The organism is Flexivirga endophytica (genome assembly GCF_014640635.1).
Lineage (GTDB): Bacteria > Actinomycetota > Actinomycetes > Actinomycetales > Dermatophilaceae > Flexivirga > Flexivirga endophytica.
The window spans coordinates 530,512-548,370 of the sequence record NZ_BMHI01000001.1; the positions used below are offsets into that span (position 1 = coordinate 530,512).

13 protein-coding genes and 1 riboswitch are annotated in these 17,859 nt (G+C 68.9%); of the genes, 6 read left to right on the plus strand and 7 right to left on the minus strand.

The window, feature by feature from the left end:
• Positions 1–7: 7 nt before the first annotated feature.
• The 4 genes from IEX71_RS02415 to IEX71_RS02430 form a co-directional block, all read right to left on the minus strand.
• Positions 8–3,604: a TIM-barrel domain-containing protein gene (locus tag IEX71_RS02415; protein WP_229749392.1), complete on the minus strand. Its 3,597-nt coding sequence runs from the start codon at positions 3,602–3,604 to the stop codon at positions 8–10.
• Between the two features lie 147 nt (positions 3,605–3,751).
• Positions 3,752–5,410 carry a hypothetical protein gene (locus IEX71_RS02420; RefSeq protein ID WP_188835350.1) on the minus strand — a complete coding sequence of 553 codons (1,659 nt, stop codon included), beginning with the start codon at positions 5,408–5,410 and terminating at the stop codon, positions 3,752–3,754.
• A 54-nt stretch (positions 5,411–5,464) separates the two neighbouring features.
• Positions 5,465–5,914 (minus strand): SufE family protein, encoded by a 450-nt coding sequence (locus IEX71_RS02425; protein WP_188835351.1) that lies wholly within the window; start codon positions 5,912–5,914, stop codon positions 5,465–5,467.
• Positions 5,911–6,813, minus strand: a complete 903-nt coding sequence (locus tag IEX71_RS02430; protein ID WP_188835352.1) for a sulfurtransferase — start codon at positions 6,811–6,813, stop codon at positions 5,911–5,913. The genes IEX71_RS02425 and IEX71_RS02430 overlap by 4 nt, the downstream gene beginning before the upstream one ends.
• Positions 6,814–6,923: 110 nt before the next feature.
• Between IEX71_RS02430 and IEX71_RS02435 the strand changes: the two genes are divergently transcribed.
• From IEX71_RS02435 to IEX71_RS02460, 6 genes are all read left to right on the plus strand, one after another.
• A complete protein-coding gene (locus tag IEX71_RS02435) occupies positions 6,924–7,670 on the plus strand; it encodes an EcsC family protein (RefSeq protein ID WP_229749393.1) in 747 nt (248 codons plus the stop codon).
• 35 nt (positions 7,671–7,705) lie between these two features.
• A complete protein-coding gene (locus IEX71_RS02440; RefSeq protein ID WP_188835353.1) occupies positions 7,706–8,041 on the plus strand; it encodes a YkvA family protein in 336 nt (111 codons plus the stop codon).
• A gap of 88 nt (positions 8,042–8,129) precedes the next feature.
• Positions 8,130–9,167 carry a DUF4192 family protein gene (locus tag IEX71_RS02445; RefSeq protein ID WP_188835354.1) on the plus strand — a complete coding sequence of 346 codons (1,038 nt, stop codon included), beginning with the start codon at positions 8,130–8,132 and terminating at the stop codon, positions 9,165–9,167.
• A gap of 163 nt (positions 9,168–9,330) precedes the next feature.
• A riboswitch (SAM riboswitch) is annotated at positions 9,331–9,466 on the plus strand.
• A gap of 35 nt (positions 9,467–9,501) precedes the next feature.
• Entirely contained in the window at positions 9,502–10,668 is a 1,167-nt protein-coding gene (gene metX / locus IEX71_RS02450; RefSeq protein WP_188835355.1) for a homoserine O-acetyltransferase MetX, read from the plus strand.
• 106 nt (positions 10,669–10,774) lie between these two features.
• The gene (locus IEX71_RS02455) at positions 10,775–11,155 is read left to right on the plus strand and encodes a universal stress protein (RefSeq protein WP_188835356.1); all 381 of its coding nucleotides are present in this window, start codon (positions 10,775–10,777) and stop codon (positions 11,153–11,155) included.
• Between the two features lie 264 nt (positions 11,156–11,419).
• A complete protein-coding gene (locus tag IEX71_RS02460; RefSeq protein WP_188835357.1) occupies positions 11,420–12,931 on the plus strand; it encodes an RNA polymerase sigma factor in 1,512 nt (503 codons plus the stop codon).
• Positions 12,932–13,183: 252 nt separating this feature from the next.
• On the opposite strand, the gene IEX71_RS02465 is transcribed toward IEX71_RS02460, so the two are convergent.
• Genes IEX71_RS02465 through IEX71_RS02475 form a run of 3 tightly spaced genes read right to left on the minus strand, consistent with a single transcriptional unit; the run spans position 13,184 to position 17,777 of the window.
• A complete protein-coding gene (locus IEX71_RS02465; protein WP_188835358.1) occupies positions 13,184–15,484 on the minus strand; it encodes a transglutaminase TgpA family protein in 2,301 nt (766 codons plus the stop codon).
• Positions 15,481–16,749 carry a DUF58 domain-containing protein gene (locus tag IEX71_RS02470; protein ID WP_188835359.1) on the minus strand — a complete coding sequence of 423 codons (1,269 nt, stop codon included), beginning with the start codon at positions 16,747–16,749 and terminating at the stop codon, positions 15,481–15,483. Before IEX71_RS02470 ends, IEX71_RS02465 begins: the two co-directional genes overlap by 4 nt.
• A complete protein-coding gene (locus IEX71_RS02475; protein WP_188835360.1) occupies positions 16,749–17,777 on the minus strand; it encodes an AAA family ATPase in 1,029 nt (342 codons plus the stop codon). Before IEX71_RS02475 ends, IEX71_RS02470 begins: the two co-directional genes overlap by 1 nt.
• Positions 17,778–17,859 lie beyond the last annotated feature (82 nt).

Here is a 17,859-nt window from a genome sequence, read left to right on the forward strand (position 1 = left end):
TGCCGTATCAGTTCGCCGTGGCCGTCCAGCGCTGGCCCGACACCCCCTTGTCCGCCGACTGGGTGACGCCGCCATCGGAACCCGCGGTCAGCACCAGAGCGCTGTTCTTGTTCTTCAGCACCAGGTTTGCGCCGTCCTTGCTGACGATCCACCGCTGGTTGTCGGTGCCGGTGCAGGTGTATTGCCCGACAGCCTGTCCATCCGTCGTTGAGCTGTAGGGCACGTCGACGCACTCACCGGTGCCGGTATTCTTGATCAGGTAGCTGCCGTCCTCGGCGTTGCGCGTCACGCCCCACTTCTGGGTGGCGTCCGTGCTCGGTCCCTGCAGCTGCAGCAGACCCAGGTCACCCGTGCCGGCGGTCAGCGCCTTCCCGCCGGTCGTGAAGGAGTACTGCCCGTCAGCCAGTGGCGGTGCGACGACCTCCTGATTACCGACGGTGATGTCGAAGACGTGGAATGCGGAGTTCGAGGGCAGGGTCACCGCCACGACCTCCTTGGCCGGATCGATCGCCAGCGTCGAGGTGTAGACCCGATATTCGGTGGTCGGGTATGCCGGGCCGGTCGGCGTGTTCTTGCCGAGCGTCCGGATCGCCACCTTGGCGCCGTAACTGTCCTGCGCGAGGCAACACCAGTTCGGCATACCGACCGTGCCGGAGTCGCTGGTGCCGTCGGCGTAATGGACGGTGGCTGTGCCGCCCGCGGAGCCACTCGTGCCGGTCCCGAGGAACGCCAGCGCGTTGCCCTTGCCACTGACCGAGATCGTCTGTCCCTGACCGGTCACGTTGTCCTTGGTGCCGGGTGCCACATCGGGCCAGGTGAAGTCGAACCCGTTGGCGGAGACCTTCGCGCCCCGGGTCGCACCCTGGTCGGCAAGCTTCTCGGCGAGGAAGCTCGAACCTCCGCCGTCGATGTCGCCCGGTGACGGGTCGCCGGAGCTGGTGATACCCACGTTGTCGTATGCCGCCGCTGGGTCGGCATAGGCGACCGTCGTTGTCGAGCGGTCGGTCACGGTGCGCGACACGTCACGCGGCTGGTAGGTCGCCTGCGCCGTGAGATCGACGGTGCCCGGCTTGGCGTCGGCCGGTGGGGTCAGCGTGAATTTCGTGGTGAAGCTCGCGCCGTCCGCGAGACTGTCGGCCGTGCTGGGGCCGTCCGCCGTGAGCTGCCAGCCGGCCGGCGCGGTGACGTCGGTCTTGGTGACGTCCACCGGTTTTCCGGTGTTGTTGGTGAACTTCACTGTGACCGGGCGGCTTTCGCCGGCTACGGAGATCGCCGTCGGTGTGAGGTCGAGGCTGACGTTGCGCTCGGCCGGGTGCGACCCGCCGACCGCGCCGGCGCCGGTGATCCGCACCATGGTCGCCGCAGAGGTCGGCAACGACGCGGTCTTGACGTGTATGACGCCCGTGGACTCCTCGTAGAACCAGCCGGAGTCCGCCGCATCCAGCGACTTCACCGAATCCCGTTCGGCGAGAGTGGTTTTCCCGGCCGTGACGGCGTCCGGCGCGGTGTCGGTGTGCACGGTCAGCCGGTAGTGCCTGGTGGTGGGTTTGCCGTCATACGACCCCGACAGTGCGCCGATGCCGACCTCCACCGGACCGCGACCGGTCGTCGGCGCGGTGACGTCGAAGCGTTGCGTCGCCGACTCGCCCTTGGCGGCAGCCTGGCTGCGGCCGTCGTCCTCGTAGTTGGTGAACGACGTCGTCCCGCTCGGGTAGACGTCCAGATCGAGTTGTCCCGCCTTCTTGCCAGCGGCCCAGTCCACTGTGCCCTCAGGGAATTGGGGGACCACCGCGCCGGCCTTGACGAAGAGCGGCAGCGTGTCCAGCGGCGCCTTGTAGCCATTGAGGGTCTGTCCACCCTGGTAGACGCGGCCGGTCCAGTAGTCGACCCACTCGCCCTTGGGCAGGTAGATGCCATCGCGCACGGACGTGTCCGAGTAGACCGGCGCCACCAGGAAGTCGTCGCCGGCGAGGAACTCGTACTTCGCCTTGTCGCCCCAGGTGTTCGGGTCGTCCGGGTAGTCCAGGTAGAGCGGCCGGGTCGGTCCGACGCCGTTCTTCGTGGCTCCCATCGTGTAGGTGTAGAAGTACGGCAGCAGCCGTTCGTGCAGCATCAGATATTTGCGGTTGATCGAGGTGTAGGGCTCGCCATACGTCCACGGCTGCTTGTCCTTGTTGGCCCAGCCGCTCATGGCGTAAGTCATCGGCAGCATCATCTTCCACTGCAGGTCGCGCACATAGGTCTCGGCGCTGCCGCCGAAGATGCCGTCGACGTCACCGGTGGTCACCGGCTGGCCGGACATCGTCGAGCCGGCGTAGGTCGGGATCTGCCACTTGATGTAGTCCCAGGAGCCGGACTGGTCGCCGGACCACATCGCGCCGCAGCGCTGCGTGCCCGCCCAACCCTCGATGGTGAGCACAGTCGCACGGTCGGTCGAGTTGTCCTCGATGCCGTCCCGGGCCTTCTCGCAGGCGTCCAGTCCGAAGCGGTAGCCGGGGCCGACCCAGGCGACGTCGGTCTTTCGCACCCGAACGCCGGCGGCGACCTCGGACTTCTGCTCGGTCAGGTCGCGCTGCGTCCACAGCCCGAGCTCGGCGCCGTGCTGGTGCAGCATGTCGCCGGTCTGGGGGAGGTCTTCGTATTCGCAGCCGTAGCCGTCGTTGACGAGCATCCAGCCCAGCGGCAGGTGGTGCTCCTTGTAGCCGTCGGCGACGGCTGTCGAGTCGGCCAACGTATGGCGCTCGCCGCGGTTGGCGTTGTGCAAGTAGCAGTCGGCGTCGCCGAGCTCCATCGCATACATCGGCAGCGCGATCGGGCGGCCGGTCAGCTCGGTGTAGCCGTTGATGACCTGCTTGGCGTCACCGACGAAGTAGTAGGCGTCGAAGCGTTGCTCGGAATGCGTTGTGGCGACATCGGATCCGAAGTCGTAGGTGCCCTTCGCGAAGGTGTCGCGCAGGACGCCATACCCGGTGCTGGAGATGTAGAACGGCACCGAATTGGGTTGCCCGCCTTCGTCCCAGCCGTCCTTGGAGATGGACAGCTTCTGGCCCCGGTGGCTGAAGCGGCCGTTCTGCATGCCGCCGCCGAAGTACTGCTCGGTCGCGCCCTGCGCCAGGTGCTGGGTGGTGCCGTCGTCGTTCCACGACAGGGGAGCGGTCTCCCGCCAGAGCACCGTGCCGTTGCTGCGCGTCATCGTCAGGGTCGCCGGCGACTTGGTGATCGTCAGGGTCGCGTCCGAGGTCGAGATCTTGTATGCCGACGCGGTCGTCGTCAGCTGCGCGTGCGCGCCGGCGTAGTCGGTCTTGACCACGATGTCGGCGTCGGGCGCCTTCGGGTCCGCGGGATCGTCGTTGGCGGGGTCGGTGAACGTTCCGTCGGGTGCGACCTCGAGGCGCAACAGGTCGGCGTCCTCGACCGTCACCCGTAGCCGGGCAGGCCCGGCCGTGAAGACGTATCGGTCACCGTGCTGTTGCACGGAGGTGATGGCGCCGAGGTGGCCGGCGGCCGCGGCGGACGCGCTGGGGGTGAGGGCCGCCAGGCCGGCGAGTGCCAGGACTGCGGTGGTGACGACGGCGATCCACCGCCGAAAGGGGTGCTTGATCATGATTGTTTCTCCCTGATGCAATCAGAAACACGCGTTGTGGCGACTGTAGGGCATCACCGCGGCCGGTGGTGGTTTTCCGGCCGACGACATACGAAGACCCCGCACCGAGGGTCGGTGCGGGGTCTGTCGGGTGGGGTGGCGGACGGACTACTGCTGGTCGCCGTTCTGTCCGTCGGAATCCTGCTCACCGCGGGGCTTGTGCAGCGTCCACGGGTTGTGCTGACCCTGCTGGTCATCGGGCTGGTCGCTCTGTTGGCCGTTGTCCACGGCCGGGACAGCCGTGGTGGCCTGCTCGTGGATGTCGGCGCCCTGCCCGGCGTTCGGCTGGCCGCCGCCCGCCTGCGGAGTGCCGCCGGACAGCGGAAGACCCGAGATCGCCTGCGTCGGCTCGTCCGAGCGGTCCGCCGAGCCGTAGCTCGGCTGGTCGCCGGGCGACTGCGGGCTGCTGTGCCGGCCGTCGGGAGAGCTCTGGTAGCCGGGCTGCTCGTAGGCCGGGGTCGAGGCCTGGCCGTAGGACAGCCGGTTGACGTCGTCGCTCGAGACGGTCTGGGTCGCCGCCTCCGAGCTGTCCTGGCTCGAGTCGTCGCGACCAGTGCTGCCTTGACCGGTGCTGCCGTGACCCGAGCCGGTCGCGTCCGCCGACTGCTGCGGGCCGGACGTGTCCTGGCCGCTGCCCTGGTTGACCTCGTCGCTCGAGACGGCCTGGGTCGGCGCGTCGTTGAAGTCCTGTTGGCCCGGCTGCGGCTGGCCGTAGGGCGAAGCGTGCCGGCCCTGCTGGCCGTAGATGCTCTGGTCGCCGCCACCCTGCTGCGGCTGACCGTAGGGCGACTGCTGTCCCTGCTGGGGCTGCTGGCCGTATGGTGCGGCGGGCTGGCCGCCCTGCTGACCGTAGGCCGACGGCTGCTGGCCCTGTCCGGGCTGGCTCTGGCTGGGCTGACCGTAGGGCGACTGGCCCTGACCCTGCTGGCCGTAGGGCGATGCGCCCTGCCCGGCCTGCTGGCCCTGGCCGTACGGCGACTGCTGCCCCTGCTGGGGCTGCTGGCCGTATGGCGCGGCGGGCTGGCCGCCCTGCTGGTAACCCTGCTGCGACTGCTGACCGTAGCCCGCCTGGCCGTAGCCCTGCTGCTGGTACCCCTGCTGGGGCGTGGCCGGCTGACCGTGGGACGGCGTGTTGGGGTGAATGCCCTGCTGCGGCTGACCGTAGCCACTCTGCTGACCCGGCTGGCCGAAGGCCTGCTGCTGGCCGTAGCCCTGCTGACCCTGCGGCTGACCGTAAGCACCCTGGTAACCGCCGGGCTGGCCGTAGCCGCCGCCCTGCGGGCCGGTGCTGTCGGAGCCGGTGGCGCCCTTCTTCTTGCCGAGCAGGAAGAGCGCGATCACCCCGATGATGCCCAGGACGAGCAGGATGCCGCCGAGGACGATCCCGATGGTGTGGAAGCCACCGCCGATCTTGTCGGCGCGATCACCGGCATACAACTTGCCAGCGTTGTGATCGCAACTCACGGTGCCCTTGTCGCTGTCGCTGCGCGCGATCTCGTAGTACTTGGTGCCGTCGGCGCTGACCGAGAAGTCCTTGGTCGGCCGCGGCAGGGTCTTGCCGTCGAGGCTGCAGATTGCAGCCGTGCGATCCGCCGACTCCGGGCTGTAGACCGAGAAGCCGCCGCTCATCGACAGGTTGCTGCCGCTGTTGAACTGCGTGAGCTTCACGGTGGATCCGCTCAGCAACCCGATGATCAACAACACGAGGCCGACGACCGCGACGACCGCGGGCACCGCCAGTAGTTTCTTATTCCCCAGGGCATTCATATGGCGCAACCTAACGCATGTCGATTTCGTGTCCTGAGCGCTTGCGCCGACGGACTATCCCGACAGCAGCACCCGAGTCTGCCGTTTGATCCTAGAGAGCATTGCGACCATTCCGCGCATTCGCAACGGGGAAACCGCTTCGGCGAGTCCGAATTTGAACGGGACATCGTCCGGGACGTCCAACACCGCCTGGGCCGGCTGGCCGTCCAGGCCGGTGTGCAGGATGCCCGCGAAACCGCGCGTGGTCGGCGATTCCTTCGGTGCGTCGAAGAAGAGATGTATGTCGCCGTCGGTCAACTCCACCGCCAGGAACAGTGGCGACTGGCACTCGTGGACCTGCTCCAGGAGGTCGGGCTGGTCGGCATACCGCGCGGGCAGCGCCGGCAACTCCTCACTCAACTCCAGCAACAACTGCAGGCGGTCCTTGGGGCCGACCGCCTCGAATTCGTCGATCAGTTCGGCCAGCGGAGCGGGCAGCTCACTCACGTCGGTCTCCTCACTCATACTTTTTGCGGCTCCTTCGGCTCGCCCTGCTCGACGGGGACCCGCACCGAGTTGCCCCACTCGGTCCACGAACCGTCGTAGTTGCGGACGGTGCCGAAGCCCAGCAGGTGGGTCAGCACGAACCAGGTGTGCGACGAGCGCTCGCCGATGCGGCAGTAGACGACGACGTCGTCGCCGGCGTCGAGCTGCTGCTGGGCGAGGTAGAGGTCCTCCAGGTCCTTGCGGGCCTTGAAGCGGCCGTCCTCCTGGGCGGCCTTGCCCCACGGCACCGACCGGGCGCCCGGGATGTGGCCACCGCGCATCGCGCCCTCCTGCGGGTAATCGGGCATGTGCAGCAACTCACCGGTGAACTCGCCGGGGGAGCGGACGTCGACCATCGGCTTGCCGAGGTGCTCCAGCACGTCGTCCTTGTATGCGCGCACGGGTGCGTCGTCCCGCTCCACCACCGGGTAATCGGTCGGCTGTGCGGTCGGCACGTCGCGGGTCAGCGGGCGGTCCTCGGCGATCCACGCCGCGCGGCCGCCGTTGAGCAGCCGGACGTCCTCGTGGCCGAACAACGTCATCACCCACAGGGCGTATGCCGCCCACCAGTTGGACTTGTCGCCGTAGATGACCACGGTGGTCTCGCGGCCGATGCCACGCTCGGACATGACCTTGGCGAATCCCTCGCCGTCGACGAAGTCGCGGCTGACCGGGTCGTTGAGGTCGGTGTGCCAGTCGAGCTTGAAGCTGCCGGGGATGTGGCCGGTGTCGTAGAGAAGCACGTCCTCGTCCGATTCCAGAACGACGAGGTTCGGGTGGTCGCCCGCCAGTTGGTCGGCGAGCCAACCGGTCGTGACGAGGCGCTCGGGATGTGCGTATTCAGCGAGCTCTGAGCTCGGGTCTGTGGGGTAAGGCATAACGCCACGTTACGCGCCCCCACCGGACGCGCCGCAACGTGTATGACGTCACACCACGACACGCACAGGACCCGCGCCACGACCACCGGAGGCTGTCCGAGGCGGCCCGCATGCCGACGAACCGCCCGGGTCGTCCCGGCTGGCAGGATGTGCACATGTTCGGCAGCAGCAAGAAGAAGAAGAGCACGCAGCCCGCACCGCTCGACAAAGGGCCGTTGGGTGGCACGGCGCTGAGCCTGTCGCAGAAGCTCATGACGATCGGCATCGACGGCAAGGCCGGCTTCGACAGCGCCCGGGACGTCGCGGAGGCGGCGCGGCGCGACTACCCGGCCGACACGGAGCGCGCGATCGACCACGTCGTGTCCCAGCACCGCAAGCTCGCGGCCAGCGCCGGATTCGTCACCAGCCTGGGTGGATTCGTCACCATGGCCGTCGCACTCCCGGTCAACCTGGTCGGCTTCTACCTGCTCAACACCCGCATGGTCGCGGCGATCGCGCACCTGCGGGGCTATGACCTCAGCGATCAAGGCACGCGCACCGCCGTACTCCTGACGCTGGTGGGTGGCGACGCCGACGATCTGCTGAAGAAGGCCGGCGTCGTGAGCACCGGCCGGCTCGCCAGCCTGGCGGCGAACCAGCTGCCGCCCCCGGCGGTGATGGTCGTCAACAAGGCGGTCGGCTTCCGGCTGGTCAGCCAGCTCGGCGACAAGTTGCTCACCAAGCTCGGCAAGGGCATCCCGGTCGCCGGCGGTGTCATCGGCGCCGGCCTCGACGTGTTCCTGCTCAACCGCATCGCCAAGGGCGCCAAGCGCGAGTTCCCGCCGACCGGGCGGGCGCTGCGGTCCGGGCGGCGCTGACCGTGCCCCGGCTGCCCAACGTCCGCTGGGCCGCGATGCGACGCATCTCGGACGCTCTGCAGGACGTCAGTGAACCCGGTGGGCCGTCGATTGCGGTGCGTGTCGGCTGCCTGCCGCGGATGACCAAGGCTGTCGCCCGCGGCGAATACAACGGTGTGAGCGCCGGACACCTCGCGCTGATCGCCGCCGCGGCCGCGTATGTCGTGTCGCCGGTCGACCTGCTGCCCGAGGCTCTCGTCGGAGTCATAGGTCTCGCCGACGACGCCGTCGTGCTGGCGTGGCTGGCCCGGACGCTGACCCAGGACACCGACCAGTTCCTGGAGTGGGAGCGCCGTCGTGGCGACACGATCCAGGGCGAACGCTTGTCCTGATCCACATCCTGACCCGGCCGGGAGGGTCGTCCACAAGCGGACGGTTCAGGGATATGGCGCCGCCCGTGTCCGGCCGCAGGCTGCGGGCATGGCATCCAGTCTTCACGGCATCGGCGACGTCGTCGCCTACCTGCCCTACGAGCTCGGTTACATCCCCAAGGAATCCCTGGCCGTGATCGGGCTGCGCGACGGGCAGTTGAAGATCACCGCGCGATTGAACCGACCGGACAGCAGCGGCGCGGTCCCGCTCGCCCAGCACGTGGCCACCCGCTTCGAGCGCGCTGGTCCCGATCGGGAGCCGGACGACGTGGTGGTGCTCTGTTATGGCCCCTTCGGTGCCGCCGACCGCCTCTTCGTCATGGAGTTGCGCTCGCTGCTGGTCCGGTCGGCCGTGCCCCTGTCCCACGTCGGGGTGGTGCGTGACGGTGCCGAATGGCGGGCCGAGCAGTGCTCCTGCGACGGGTGTCCCCGCGACTGGGCGGAGGTGCCGCCTGCGACCAGCGTCGGCCCGGTCGCCGAACGCGTGCTGCAGGGTGTTGTGCCGGCCGAGAACCGCGCGGACCTCGAGCACCGCTTCCACCTTCGGCACCCGTTGGTGGCCGCCGCCGTCGAGTCCCGGCTCCGCGACGGACCACCGATGCACGTGCACACCGCGCAGGTGCTGCCTCGGGTGCTGTTGGAGGAGGAGACACCGGTGCACGCGTTGCCGATCGACGTGCTTGCCGGTGCCACAGTGGCCGTCGAGCCGGTCGAGGTGCGTGACCAGGTGCTCTCCTGGCTGATGCCCGACTTCCTGCCGCCCGAGGTCGTCGAGGTCGATGCACCCGTCGATCCGCACCACCTCGGCCTCCCACCGCTGTGGTTGCGCGACCTCGACGACTTCGACGACCCGGTGGCTCGCGTCTCCCGCCGGCTCGAGGAGTGGATCGGCTGCATCCCGCCGCCTCGCTCGGTCCCAGTGCTGCTGCTCGTGGCGGGGATCCAATGGACCACCGGCAGTGGCGTGCTCGCCACGATGGCCGTCGACCGGGCGCTGGACATCGAACCCGAATGCAAGCTCGCAGTCCTCCTGGCAGCCGCGTTGCGTGCCGGGCTGCATCCTGCTCCACATCGACGCCCGGCCTGAGCTCCCCACGAAGTTCCTCCCCCGCTGCGCTCCTCCGGATACTTCGCGGGGACCCCGCTCCTTCCTCGTCGAGCATTTCGCAAGTCCCCGCAGAGCGACCGGACCATGAGACGCCCGGCCCGCGGACTTCGCCCTGATCGCGCGATTTTGCTACCGTTCTACCTGTCATGAGTCCCAGCGTTCGTTGATCTTTCGACGCGAACACAGCCCCGGCTGGCTGGGCGGCAACCCTCCACCGCGGTGGGGTGCCCCGGGTGAAGACAAGGTCGACCGCGCACGACGGTCGGCAAGCGCGGGGCCGGCGAGCCCCAGGGGCACGCAAGGAGTGGGCCGGATGACCGCCATACACACCGCCAGATCGGTCACGCAGTGGTGCGCGCCGCCGGTCGACGCCAACCCGGATGCACGCGCGATCCGACTGACCGATGTTCCACTGGAGAGCGGTGAGCGCCTACCCGAGGTGATCGTCACCTTCCAGACCTGGGGGCGACTGTCCGCGAACGCCGACAATGCCGTCCTCGTCGAGCACGCTCTGACGGGTGACTCGCACGTCGAGGGGGAGGCCGGGCCGGGCCAGCCGACCGCGGGTTGGTGGCCGGACCTGAGCGGACCGGGGCGGCCCCTGGACACCGAAGACCTGTATGTCGTGGCGATCAACGTCCTGGGCGGTTGCCGCGGCACCACCGGGCCCGGCTCGATCGCCCCGGACGGGAAGCCATGGGGATCGCGTTTCCCGCGGACCACCGTGCGCGACCAGGTTGCGGTCGAAACAGCCGTCGCCGACGCACTCGGCATCGACTCGTGGTTCCTCGTGCTCGGTGGCTCGATGGGCGGCATGCGCACCATCGAGTGGGCGGCCGGGCATCCGCAGCGCACTCGTGCCGCGCTGGTCATCGCCAGTGCTGCACAGGCGACCGGTGACCAGATCGCGTGGGGACAGGCGCAGACGCTCGCGATCACCTCGGACCCCGCGTATGCCGGAGGCGACTACTACGGCACCGGCGGCATACCGAGCGCCGGCCTGGGCATCGCCCGCCGGATCGCGCACGCGACCTACCGCAGCGCGGATGAGTTCAACACTAGGTTCGGTGCGCAGCCTCAGGACGACGAGAACCCCTTGGACGGTGGGAGGTTCGCCGTGGAGAGCTACCTCGACCACCAGGCGGGCAAGCTGGTCGCACGCTTCGACGCCGGTGCCTACGTCCACCTGACGGCCGCGATGGCCACCCACGACGTGACACGTGGCCGCGGGAGTTTGGCAGAGGTGCTCGGCAGCTACCCCGGACTGCTGCGGGTCGCCGCGGTCGACAGCGACCGGCTCTTCCCGCTGGCGCTGTCCGAGGAGATCGTCGCCGCGCACGGACGAGGCCGGGTGCGGCTGATGCGCTCGCGGCACGGACACGACGGATTCCTGATCGAGACGGGTCAGATCGCCGCGATCGTGTCCGAGACCGTCTCCGACGCGCGGCGACACCGGCTTCCGGTGCAGGTCGCCGGCTGACGTGACGTGAGCCACACCACACGAGGCCCGCGAACTGCGCCGGTCCGGTAGCGTCGGCCCTACGTCCGGAGCCGCCGAGGACGCGGCGGGAAGAGGTGATCGCGCAGTGGCTGTTGTGGTGGGATACGTGCCGACCAAGGAGGGCGCTGCCGCGCTGCGCAGAGCAGCTGCGGAGGCAGCCGTCCGGCAGACGCCGTTGGTGGTGCTCGATTCGGCGCACGCCGAGGGAGAGGACCAGGCGCCTGACGCACGTGCCCAACTCGCCGAGCTGGCCGACCAGGACGTCAGCTACGAAGTGCGCACGCTCGGACCGACCGACGACGCCACGGACGAGCTGTTGCGCATCGCCGACGAGGAGTCCGCGGACCTGCTGGTGATCGGTCTGCGCCGTCGCTCACCCGTCGGGAAGTTGATCCTGGGTGCCAATGCGCAACGCATCCTGCTCGACGCTTCCTGCCCGGTCCTCGCAGTCAAACCTTCGGAGTGACCGATACCGGCCGGAAACGTTACGGACTAACGAGTTTCGCGCTCCGGTGACGCGCTCATCGGGCCTCGGATCCGGCCCGATGGAATGTTTCGCACCCCGAATCGTTTTATAATGGTGTGGAAGCGCTCGTGGCCGGGCCGGACCAGCCGAGTGTGACGGTCGCTTCTCAACCCCAACCTCGGTCAGCCGTCATCCCCCGGACGGCAACGTAGTGGTGTCCGTGCACCACGGGCCGACAGTTTCGGAAGGTAGTTGGTGGACCCAGTGTCGAAAACCCCCGCACCGGCATTGCCGGCGGAGTTCGCGCATCCGGCGCTGCAGCAGTTGATCGCAGCCGGTCAGGCGAACGGCTCGATCGACAGCTCACAGCTGAAGGATGCTCTGGAGACCAGTGAGATCGCACCGCAGCGGATGAAGACCGTGCTGCGCGCCCTGGACGAGCACGGCATCGCCGTCACGCTCGACTCCGAGACCGCGGCCCGTGCGGTCGCCACCACGACGACCCGTCGTGGCACCAGCCAGAAGGCTGCCAAGGGCGCCGCGAAGCCCGCAGCCAAGAAGGCCGACGTCGAGGACGACGACGCGAAGGTGGCCAAGAAGACCGCCGCGAAGAAGACCACGGCCAAGAAGGCCGCAGCGTCGAAGCCGGCGGTGGACGAGGACGAGGCGAAGCCGGCCAAGAAGGCCGCCGCGAAGAAGACCGCAGCACGCAAGAAGGCTGACACCGTCCTCGAGCCGACGGCCGAGGACGACCCGAAGGACAGCAAGGACACCAAGGAAGAAGAGAAGACCAGCGCTTCCGGCGCGTTCGTCATCCGGCAGGACGACGAGGACGACGCCCCGGCGCAGCAGGTCGTCACCGCAGGTGCCACCGCAGACCCGGTCAAGGACTACCTGAAGCAGATCGGCAAGGTCGCCCTCCTCAACGCCGAGCAGGAGGTCGAGCTGGCCAAGCGCATCGAGGCCGGCCTGTTCGCCGAGGAGCAGCTCAACGCCGGCGGCAAGATCGACATGAAGCTCAAGCGCGAGCTGTGGTGGATCGCCCAGGACGGCAAGAAGGCCAAGAACCACCTGCTCGAGGCCAACCTGCGTCTGGTCGTCTCGCTCGCCAAGCGTTATACCGGTCGCGGCATGCTCTTCCTCGACCTGATCCAGGAGGGCAACCTCGGTCTGATCCGCGCGGTCGAGAAGTTCGACTACACCAAGGGCTACAAGTTCTCGACCTACGCCACCTGGTGGATTCGGCAGGCGATCACCCGTGCGATGGCGGACCAGGCCCGCACCATCCGCATCCCGGTGCACATGGTCGAGGTCATCAACAAGCTCGCCCGTGTCCAGCGGCAGATGCTGCAGGACCTGGGCCGCGAGCCCACTCCGGAAGAGCTCGCCAAGGAGCTCGACATGACCCCGGAGAAGGTCGTCGAGGTCCAGAAGTACGGTCGTGAGCCGATCTCGCTGCACACCCCGCTCGGCGAGGACGGCGACAGCGAGTTCGGTGACCTCATCGAGGACTCCGAGGCCGTGGTGCCCGCCGACGCGGTCAGCTTCACGCTGCTGCAGGAGCAGCTGCACTCGGTGCTCGACACCCTGTCCGAGCGTGAGGCCGGGGTCGTCTCGATGCGCTTCGGTCTGACCGACGGCCAGCCCAAGACACTCGACGAGATCGGCAAGGTCTACGGCGTCACGCGTGAGCGCATCCGCCAGATCGAGTCCAAGACGATGAGCAAGCTGCGGCACCCGTCGCGCTCGCAGGTGTTGCGCGACTACCTGGACTGATCCCTTTGCTGCGACTCCTCGCCATATAGAGGGAAGCCCCTGACGAACAAGTTCGTCAGGGGCTTCCCTCTATATCGGTCGTCGTCTCCGCGGCCGTTGGCTTGTCGTTCGCTTGGTCGATCTGGGCTGTTGCCTCGTGAACTGGTACCGAAGTGGCGACCGTCGCCGGTTGTATACGCGGTGGGGTCGGGGATCCGTGCCGTTGCGGCGACCGTCGCCGGTTAGGCACCGGTCCGACGCAGAACGACCTCGTCAGCGACGCCGCATGCCGAGCAGCCGTGCCGGCCAGCCGATGACCCGATCGACGCCCCGGCGGAACACCGCGCGCCCGGACGCCGGCAGGATCGTCGAGCCGATCCGCTGCGGCCACGACTGCTGGTGTCGCACCCCGTCGAGGATCTTCCGGGACTGTTGCTCGATGCTGGCCGAGGCGGTGCCGGGCGCGGCATACCTCTCCTGCTCCAGCGTGCGCACGGCGCTGTGCAGCGCCTCCAGCCCGGTCGGCGGCAGCGCCGCACGCGATCGGTAGTAGCGCTCGGTCGCGCGGGGCGAACCTTCCTCCTCGGGCGGTGGGATCCCCAGATCACCGAGGCGGGTCTGCAGCACCTGCCACTGCGCCTCGACCGGTCGGTGCTCCCGCAGCCGTGCGCTGATCGACTGTCGCTGCCGGCGTGCCAGCAAGGGCAACACCAGAGCACCGAGCAGGCCGACGGCCAGGACTGCGAGGACGACCAGCAGATCGCCGAGCCAGTCGGTGCGTCGCTGCCCCTGACCCGACGGCGTGACCGCCTTGGTCGGCTGGGTCGACGGCGCCGCCGGTGCGGCCGACGAGGACGACGAGGTGCTGGACTCGGCGTTGGGCACCCGCCCGCCGCCGTTGCCGGCCGTCGATTCGTTCGTGTATGTCGGAGCCGCCCCGGTCCGGGTGCCCGGCGTCGGCTCGAAGCGGGTCCACCCCAACCCGCGCAGATAGAGCTCCGGCCACGCGTGCGCACTGGACTGCAGGACCGTGTAGGTGTCGTTTGCTGCCGGCGCTCCCGGCAGGAAGCCCAACGCCATCCGAGCGGGTATGCCGTCCGCCCGGGCGAGCATGATCATCGCGGTCGCGAACTGGGTGCAGTAACCCTGTTTGGTGACCAGGAAATTGGACAGCGGGTCCAGCTTCTTGCCGTCGCGGGTCTGGGTCGGTGCCAGCTTCAGCGAGTAGGTGAAGTCGTCGCTGCGCAGATAACTCTGGATCCGCACCGCCCGGTCGAACGCGTCACTGCCGCCGATCCGGCCGGCCAGGTCCCGCACCCGGGACGCCGAGGCCGGGTCGAGCCGTAGCTGGCCGGCGAACTTCTGCTGGTCCTGCAGCGGTCCGGTCTTGTAGGCATCCTTCTGCGGGATCCGGTAGTCCAGCTCGTAGGACGTGACCTTCTGGGTGACGTAGGGCTGCTGCGTCGTGGGTGAATACCCCCAGCGGGTCTGCCCGAAGTCACCGGAGGCGATCGGGAAGGGTGCCGGCACGTTCGGCGCCGACATCGTGTTGTCGGTGACCTTGATGGTCTCGACATACGCGCTGTCGCTCTTCGCCTCACCCTCGGGCAGTGGCAATGGCTTGCCGTCGCTGCTGATCACCAGGCCGGTCGAGCTGGGGAAGTCCTTCCATTCGCCGTCGGAGTAGCGGCCGCCTGCGGTGACACGCAGCGGCGGGGGAGACAGGTCCGTCGTCCTGAAGGTGAGCACCGGTGAGCCGTCGGTCTTGCGCAGGTCCTTGGCGAGGTTGACGGTGGTGCTGAACGCGACGACACCCTCACCGCCACCGGACCCGCCGCGGCCGAGGCCCTTGGCGAAGTAGTGCGGATCCGGGTGCGGCAGCAACACCGGCACCACCAGGGCGAGCACGATGGTCACCAGGCCGAGCGTGCGCGCGGCGGACGACAGCCCGGTCAGCCCGAGCTGATCCTCGTGGAGCGTCGGCGTCAGCGCGCGCGCCCGCACCGAGGACCAGGTCCGCACCAGGACCCCGCTGCCGTGCGCCAGCATCGTCAGCCACACGACGGCGAGCGCGATGAAGAAGAACGGGTTGAGCGCGCTGCCGGTGTTGGACGTCGACAGCATGTAAATGACCATCATCGGCACGCCGGCGAGTGCCGGCTGGCGGCTGGTCACCGACAGGAAGTCGATGCCGATCATCAGACCGGGAACGATGAGCTCCAGCATCATCAGCAGGCCGGGCGTGACCGGTGCCGGGACGGCCGATTTGCGGACGGTGTCGTTGGCCTCCTGCACCAGATCGTGTATGGCGGAGGCGAACGTCGTGTCCAGGTGATCGTGCAGGTTGAGCAGCGCCACCACCACGAGCAGCGCGACGACCTGGACGAGCAGGATCGCGCTCGCCGGCGCGCGGACGGTGCGCATCGCCGCACCGACCAGCGCGACGAACGCGCACATCAGGATCAGCCCCCACAGCCAGCCGCCGCCCTCCAGCAGCGTGGTCAGCGGCCACAACGCGACGACCGCGCCGAGGACGGCCAGCCCGGTCTCGCTCAGGCGCGCGCGGGCGATCACAGCGAACCCACCTGGACCAGCGCCTTGTTGGTGACGGTCGCCCACGCCTGCGCGATCGGTGTGTGCGCGTCGACGATGACTACCCGCCAGCCGGCTCCGGCCAACCGGTCGCGCACCCGGACGGCGGCCTCGCTCGGGCCGTCGGTGTGGCTGCTGCCGAAACTGGCACTGTCGAGGACGAAGCCGAGGGCGGCCGCGCCCGGCTGGCGCAGCCCGGCCAACTCCGCGCCGGTGTCGTCGTCGCCGGCGGCCACGACTGCCGTGACGAGACCGCCGGTGCCGACCCGGTCGTGTCCGACCGACAGCACCCGGGTGAAGTCCTGGTCGCTGCCCAGCGCCGCCGACGCGAGATCCACGACCATCTGCTGCGTGGGCACCTCGATGAGGTCGGCGTGCGCGGCGTGCAACGCTTCGCGGGTCACCAGTTGGGTGCGATAGCCCAACTCGTCCAGCCGGACCACGATCGAGGCGACGGCACTCACCGCCCACTCGAACGAGCTCGCGGCGCCGGTGCCGTCGTGTGCGGTCTCCCGGGGATCCAGCAGGACCAGCGCGGATCGCCGCGCCGGGCGGTCCTCCTGGCGGACCATCAGCTCGCCGCGGTGCGCGGTGGCGGGCCAGTGGACCTTCCGCAGGTCGTCGCCGTCGTGGTAGTTGCGGATGCTGACGTCGTCCTCACCGTGCAGTGCCACCATCTGCGGGGTCTCGCCGTCGTTGCCGATGCCGGAACCGGGCGGCTGGGTGGCCCCCAACGGCACGACGCGGGGTAGGACGAGCAGCTCGTCGGTCCGTTGCAGGGAGCCGGTGACGTGGGTCAACCCGAAGGGTTCGCGCTGGGTCAGCAGGACCGGCCCCAACGTGTAGCGCCCCCGTAGGTGGCTTCGCACGACATACGACACCTCGCGGGAAGCGCCCGGCTCGAGCTTGGCGACCACGAAGCGCGGCCGGTCGCCGAGGACGTAGTCGATGCGCTCCTCGGCGAGGTAGAGCCGGCTGGAGCGATGATCGATGTTGGTGAACGTCACCCGCACCTCGGTGCGTTCGTCGGGTATGGCGGTCGGTGGTGTCACGGTCCGGTGGACGTCGATGCGTGGCGCGGCCCGTCGCGCGAAGACCAGCGCGAGCAGGGCGAGGACCACCAGCAGCACACCGACCCGGACGATGTCCTCGAAGCCGAGGAACAACCCCGCGCCGGTGAGCACGATGCCGGCCGACACGAACCCCCGGCCGAGGCCGGTGAAGGTATGACGTCGAGGCTCGGCCATCAGCGTGGGCCGGAGGGGACCGCCACTCGCCGCACGATCTCGGCGAGGACGCCGCCGACACCGCGGTGCAGGTGCTGGTTGTCACTGGACAGGATCACCCGATGCGCGAGCACCGGCTCGATGAGCAGCTGCACGTCCTCGGGTATGACGTGGTCGCGGCCGGCGAGGGCCGCGGTCGCTCGCGCTGCGCGCAGCAGCTGCAATGACGCACGCGGCGAGGCACCCAGCCGCAGCGAACTGCTGGCGCGGGTCGCACCGGCGATGTCGACGATGTACTGCCGCAGCGCCGGGCTGGCGTGGACCTCGGTCACCCGCCGTGCCATCCGCTGGACGGTCGCACCGTCGGCGACCGGCGTCAGCCGGTCCAGCGGTGGCACCCCACCGTGCACGTCGAGCATCTCCAGCTCGGCCGCCGAGGTCGGGTAACCCATCGAGATGCGTGCCATGAAGCGGTCACGCTGGGCCTCCGGCAGCGGGTAGGTGCCTTCCATCTCGATGGGGTTCTGGGTCGCCATCACCATGAACGGTTCGGCGAGCCGGTAGGTGTCGCCGTCGACGGTGACCTGGCCCTCCTCCATGCACTCCAGCAGCGCCGACTGCGTCTTGGGAGAGGCCCGGTTGATCTCGTCGCCGACCACGATGTTGGCGAATATCGCGCCGCGTCGGAACTCGAAGGTGCGCGAGTCCTGATTGAAGACACTGACGCCGGTCACGTCGCTGGGCAGCAGGTCGGGGGTGAACTGGATGCGTCGCATCGGTGAGTCGATCGACCGGGCGAGGGCTTTGGCGAGCATCGTCTTGCCGACACCGGGCACGTCCTCCAGCAGCAGGTGTCCGCCGGCGAGCAGCACCACCACGGCCGTCTGGATGACCTCGGCCTTGCCCTCGATCACCGAGGAGACCGCCCGGTGTATGTCGGAAGCCACCCGCTGGACGTCTTCGATCGTGGCGGGCTGTTCCGTCGGGTCATGGGCAGTGGCGGCTCCGGCCTCCGGGGTGACGGGGTCGGTGTCGGTTGTGGAGGACATGGCTCGATCCTGCCTGATGGTCGCCCGCCGGTCATCTGATTCGGCCAACGATGCTCTCCAATCGTGACCCATCCGGGCGGCG

Bases quoted from the DNA above. Each gene is read 5' to 3' on its own strand.
- IEX71_RS02430 (WP_188835352.1), bottom strand. From the start codon at position 6,813: ATGCCTTACCCCACAGACCCGAGCTCAGAGCTCGCTGAATACGCACAT.
- IEX71_RS02425 (WP_188835351.1), bottom strand. From the start codon at position 5,914: ATGAGTGAGGAGACCGACGTGAGTGAGCTGCCCGCTCCGCTGGCCGAA.
- IEX71_RS02415 (WP_229749392.1), bottom strand. From the start codon at position 3,604: ATGATCAAGCACCCCTTTCGGCGGTGGATCGCCGTCGTCACCACCGCA.
- IEX71_RS02445 (WP_188835354.1), top strand. From the start codon at position 8,130: ATGGCATCCAGTCTTCACGGCATCGGCGACGTCGTCGCCTACCTGCCC.
- IEX71_RS02420 (WP_188835350.1), bottom strand. From the start codon at position 5,410: ATGAATGCCCTGGGGAATAAGAAACTACTGGCGGTGCCCGCGGTCGTC.
- metX (WP_188835355.1), top strand. From the start codon at position 9,502: ATGACCGCCATACACACCGCCAGATCGGTCACGCAGTGGTGCGCGCCG.
- IEX71_RS02435 (WP_229749393.1), top strand. From the start codon at position 6,924: ATGCCGACGAACCGCCCGGGTCGTCCCGGCTGGCAGGATGTGCACATG.
- IEX71_RS02440 (WP_188835353.1), top strand. From the start codon at position 7,706: ATGCGACGCATCTCGGACGCTCTGCAGGACGTCAGTGAACCCGGTGGG.
- IEX71_RS02475 (WP_188835360.1), bottom strand. From the start codon at position 17,777: ATGTCCTCCACAACCGACACCGACCCCGTCACCCCGGAGGCCGGAGCC.
- IEX71_RS02470 (WP_188835359.1), bottom strand. From the start codon at position 16,749: ATGGCCGAGCCTCGACGTCATACCTTCACCGGCCTCGGCCGGGGGTTC.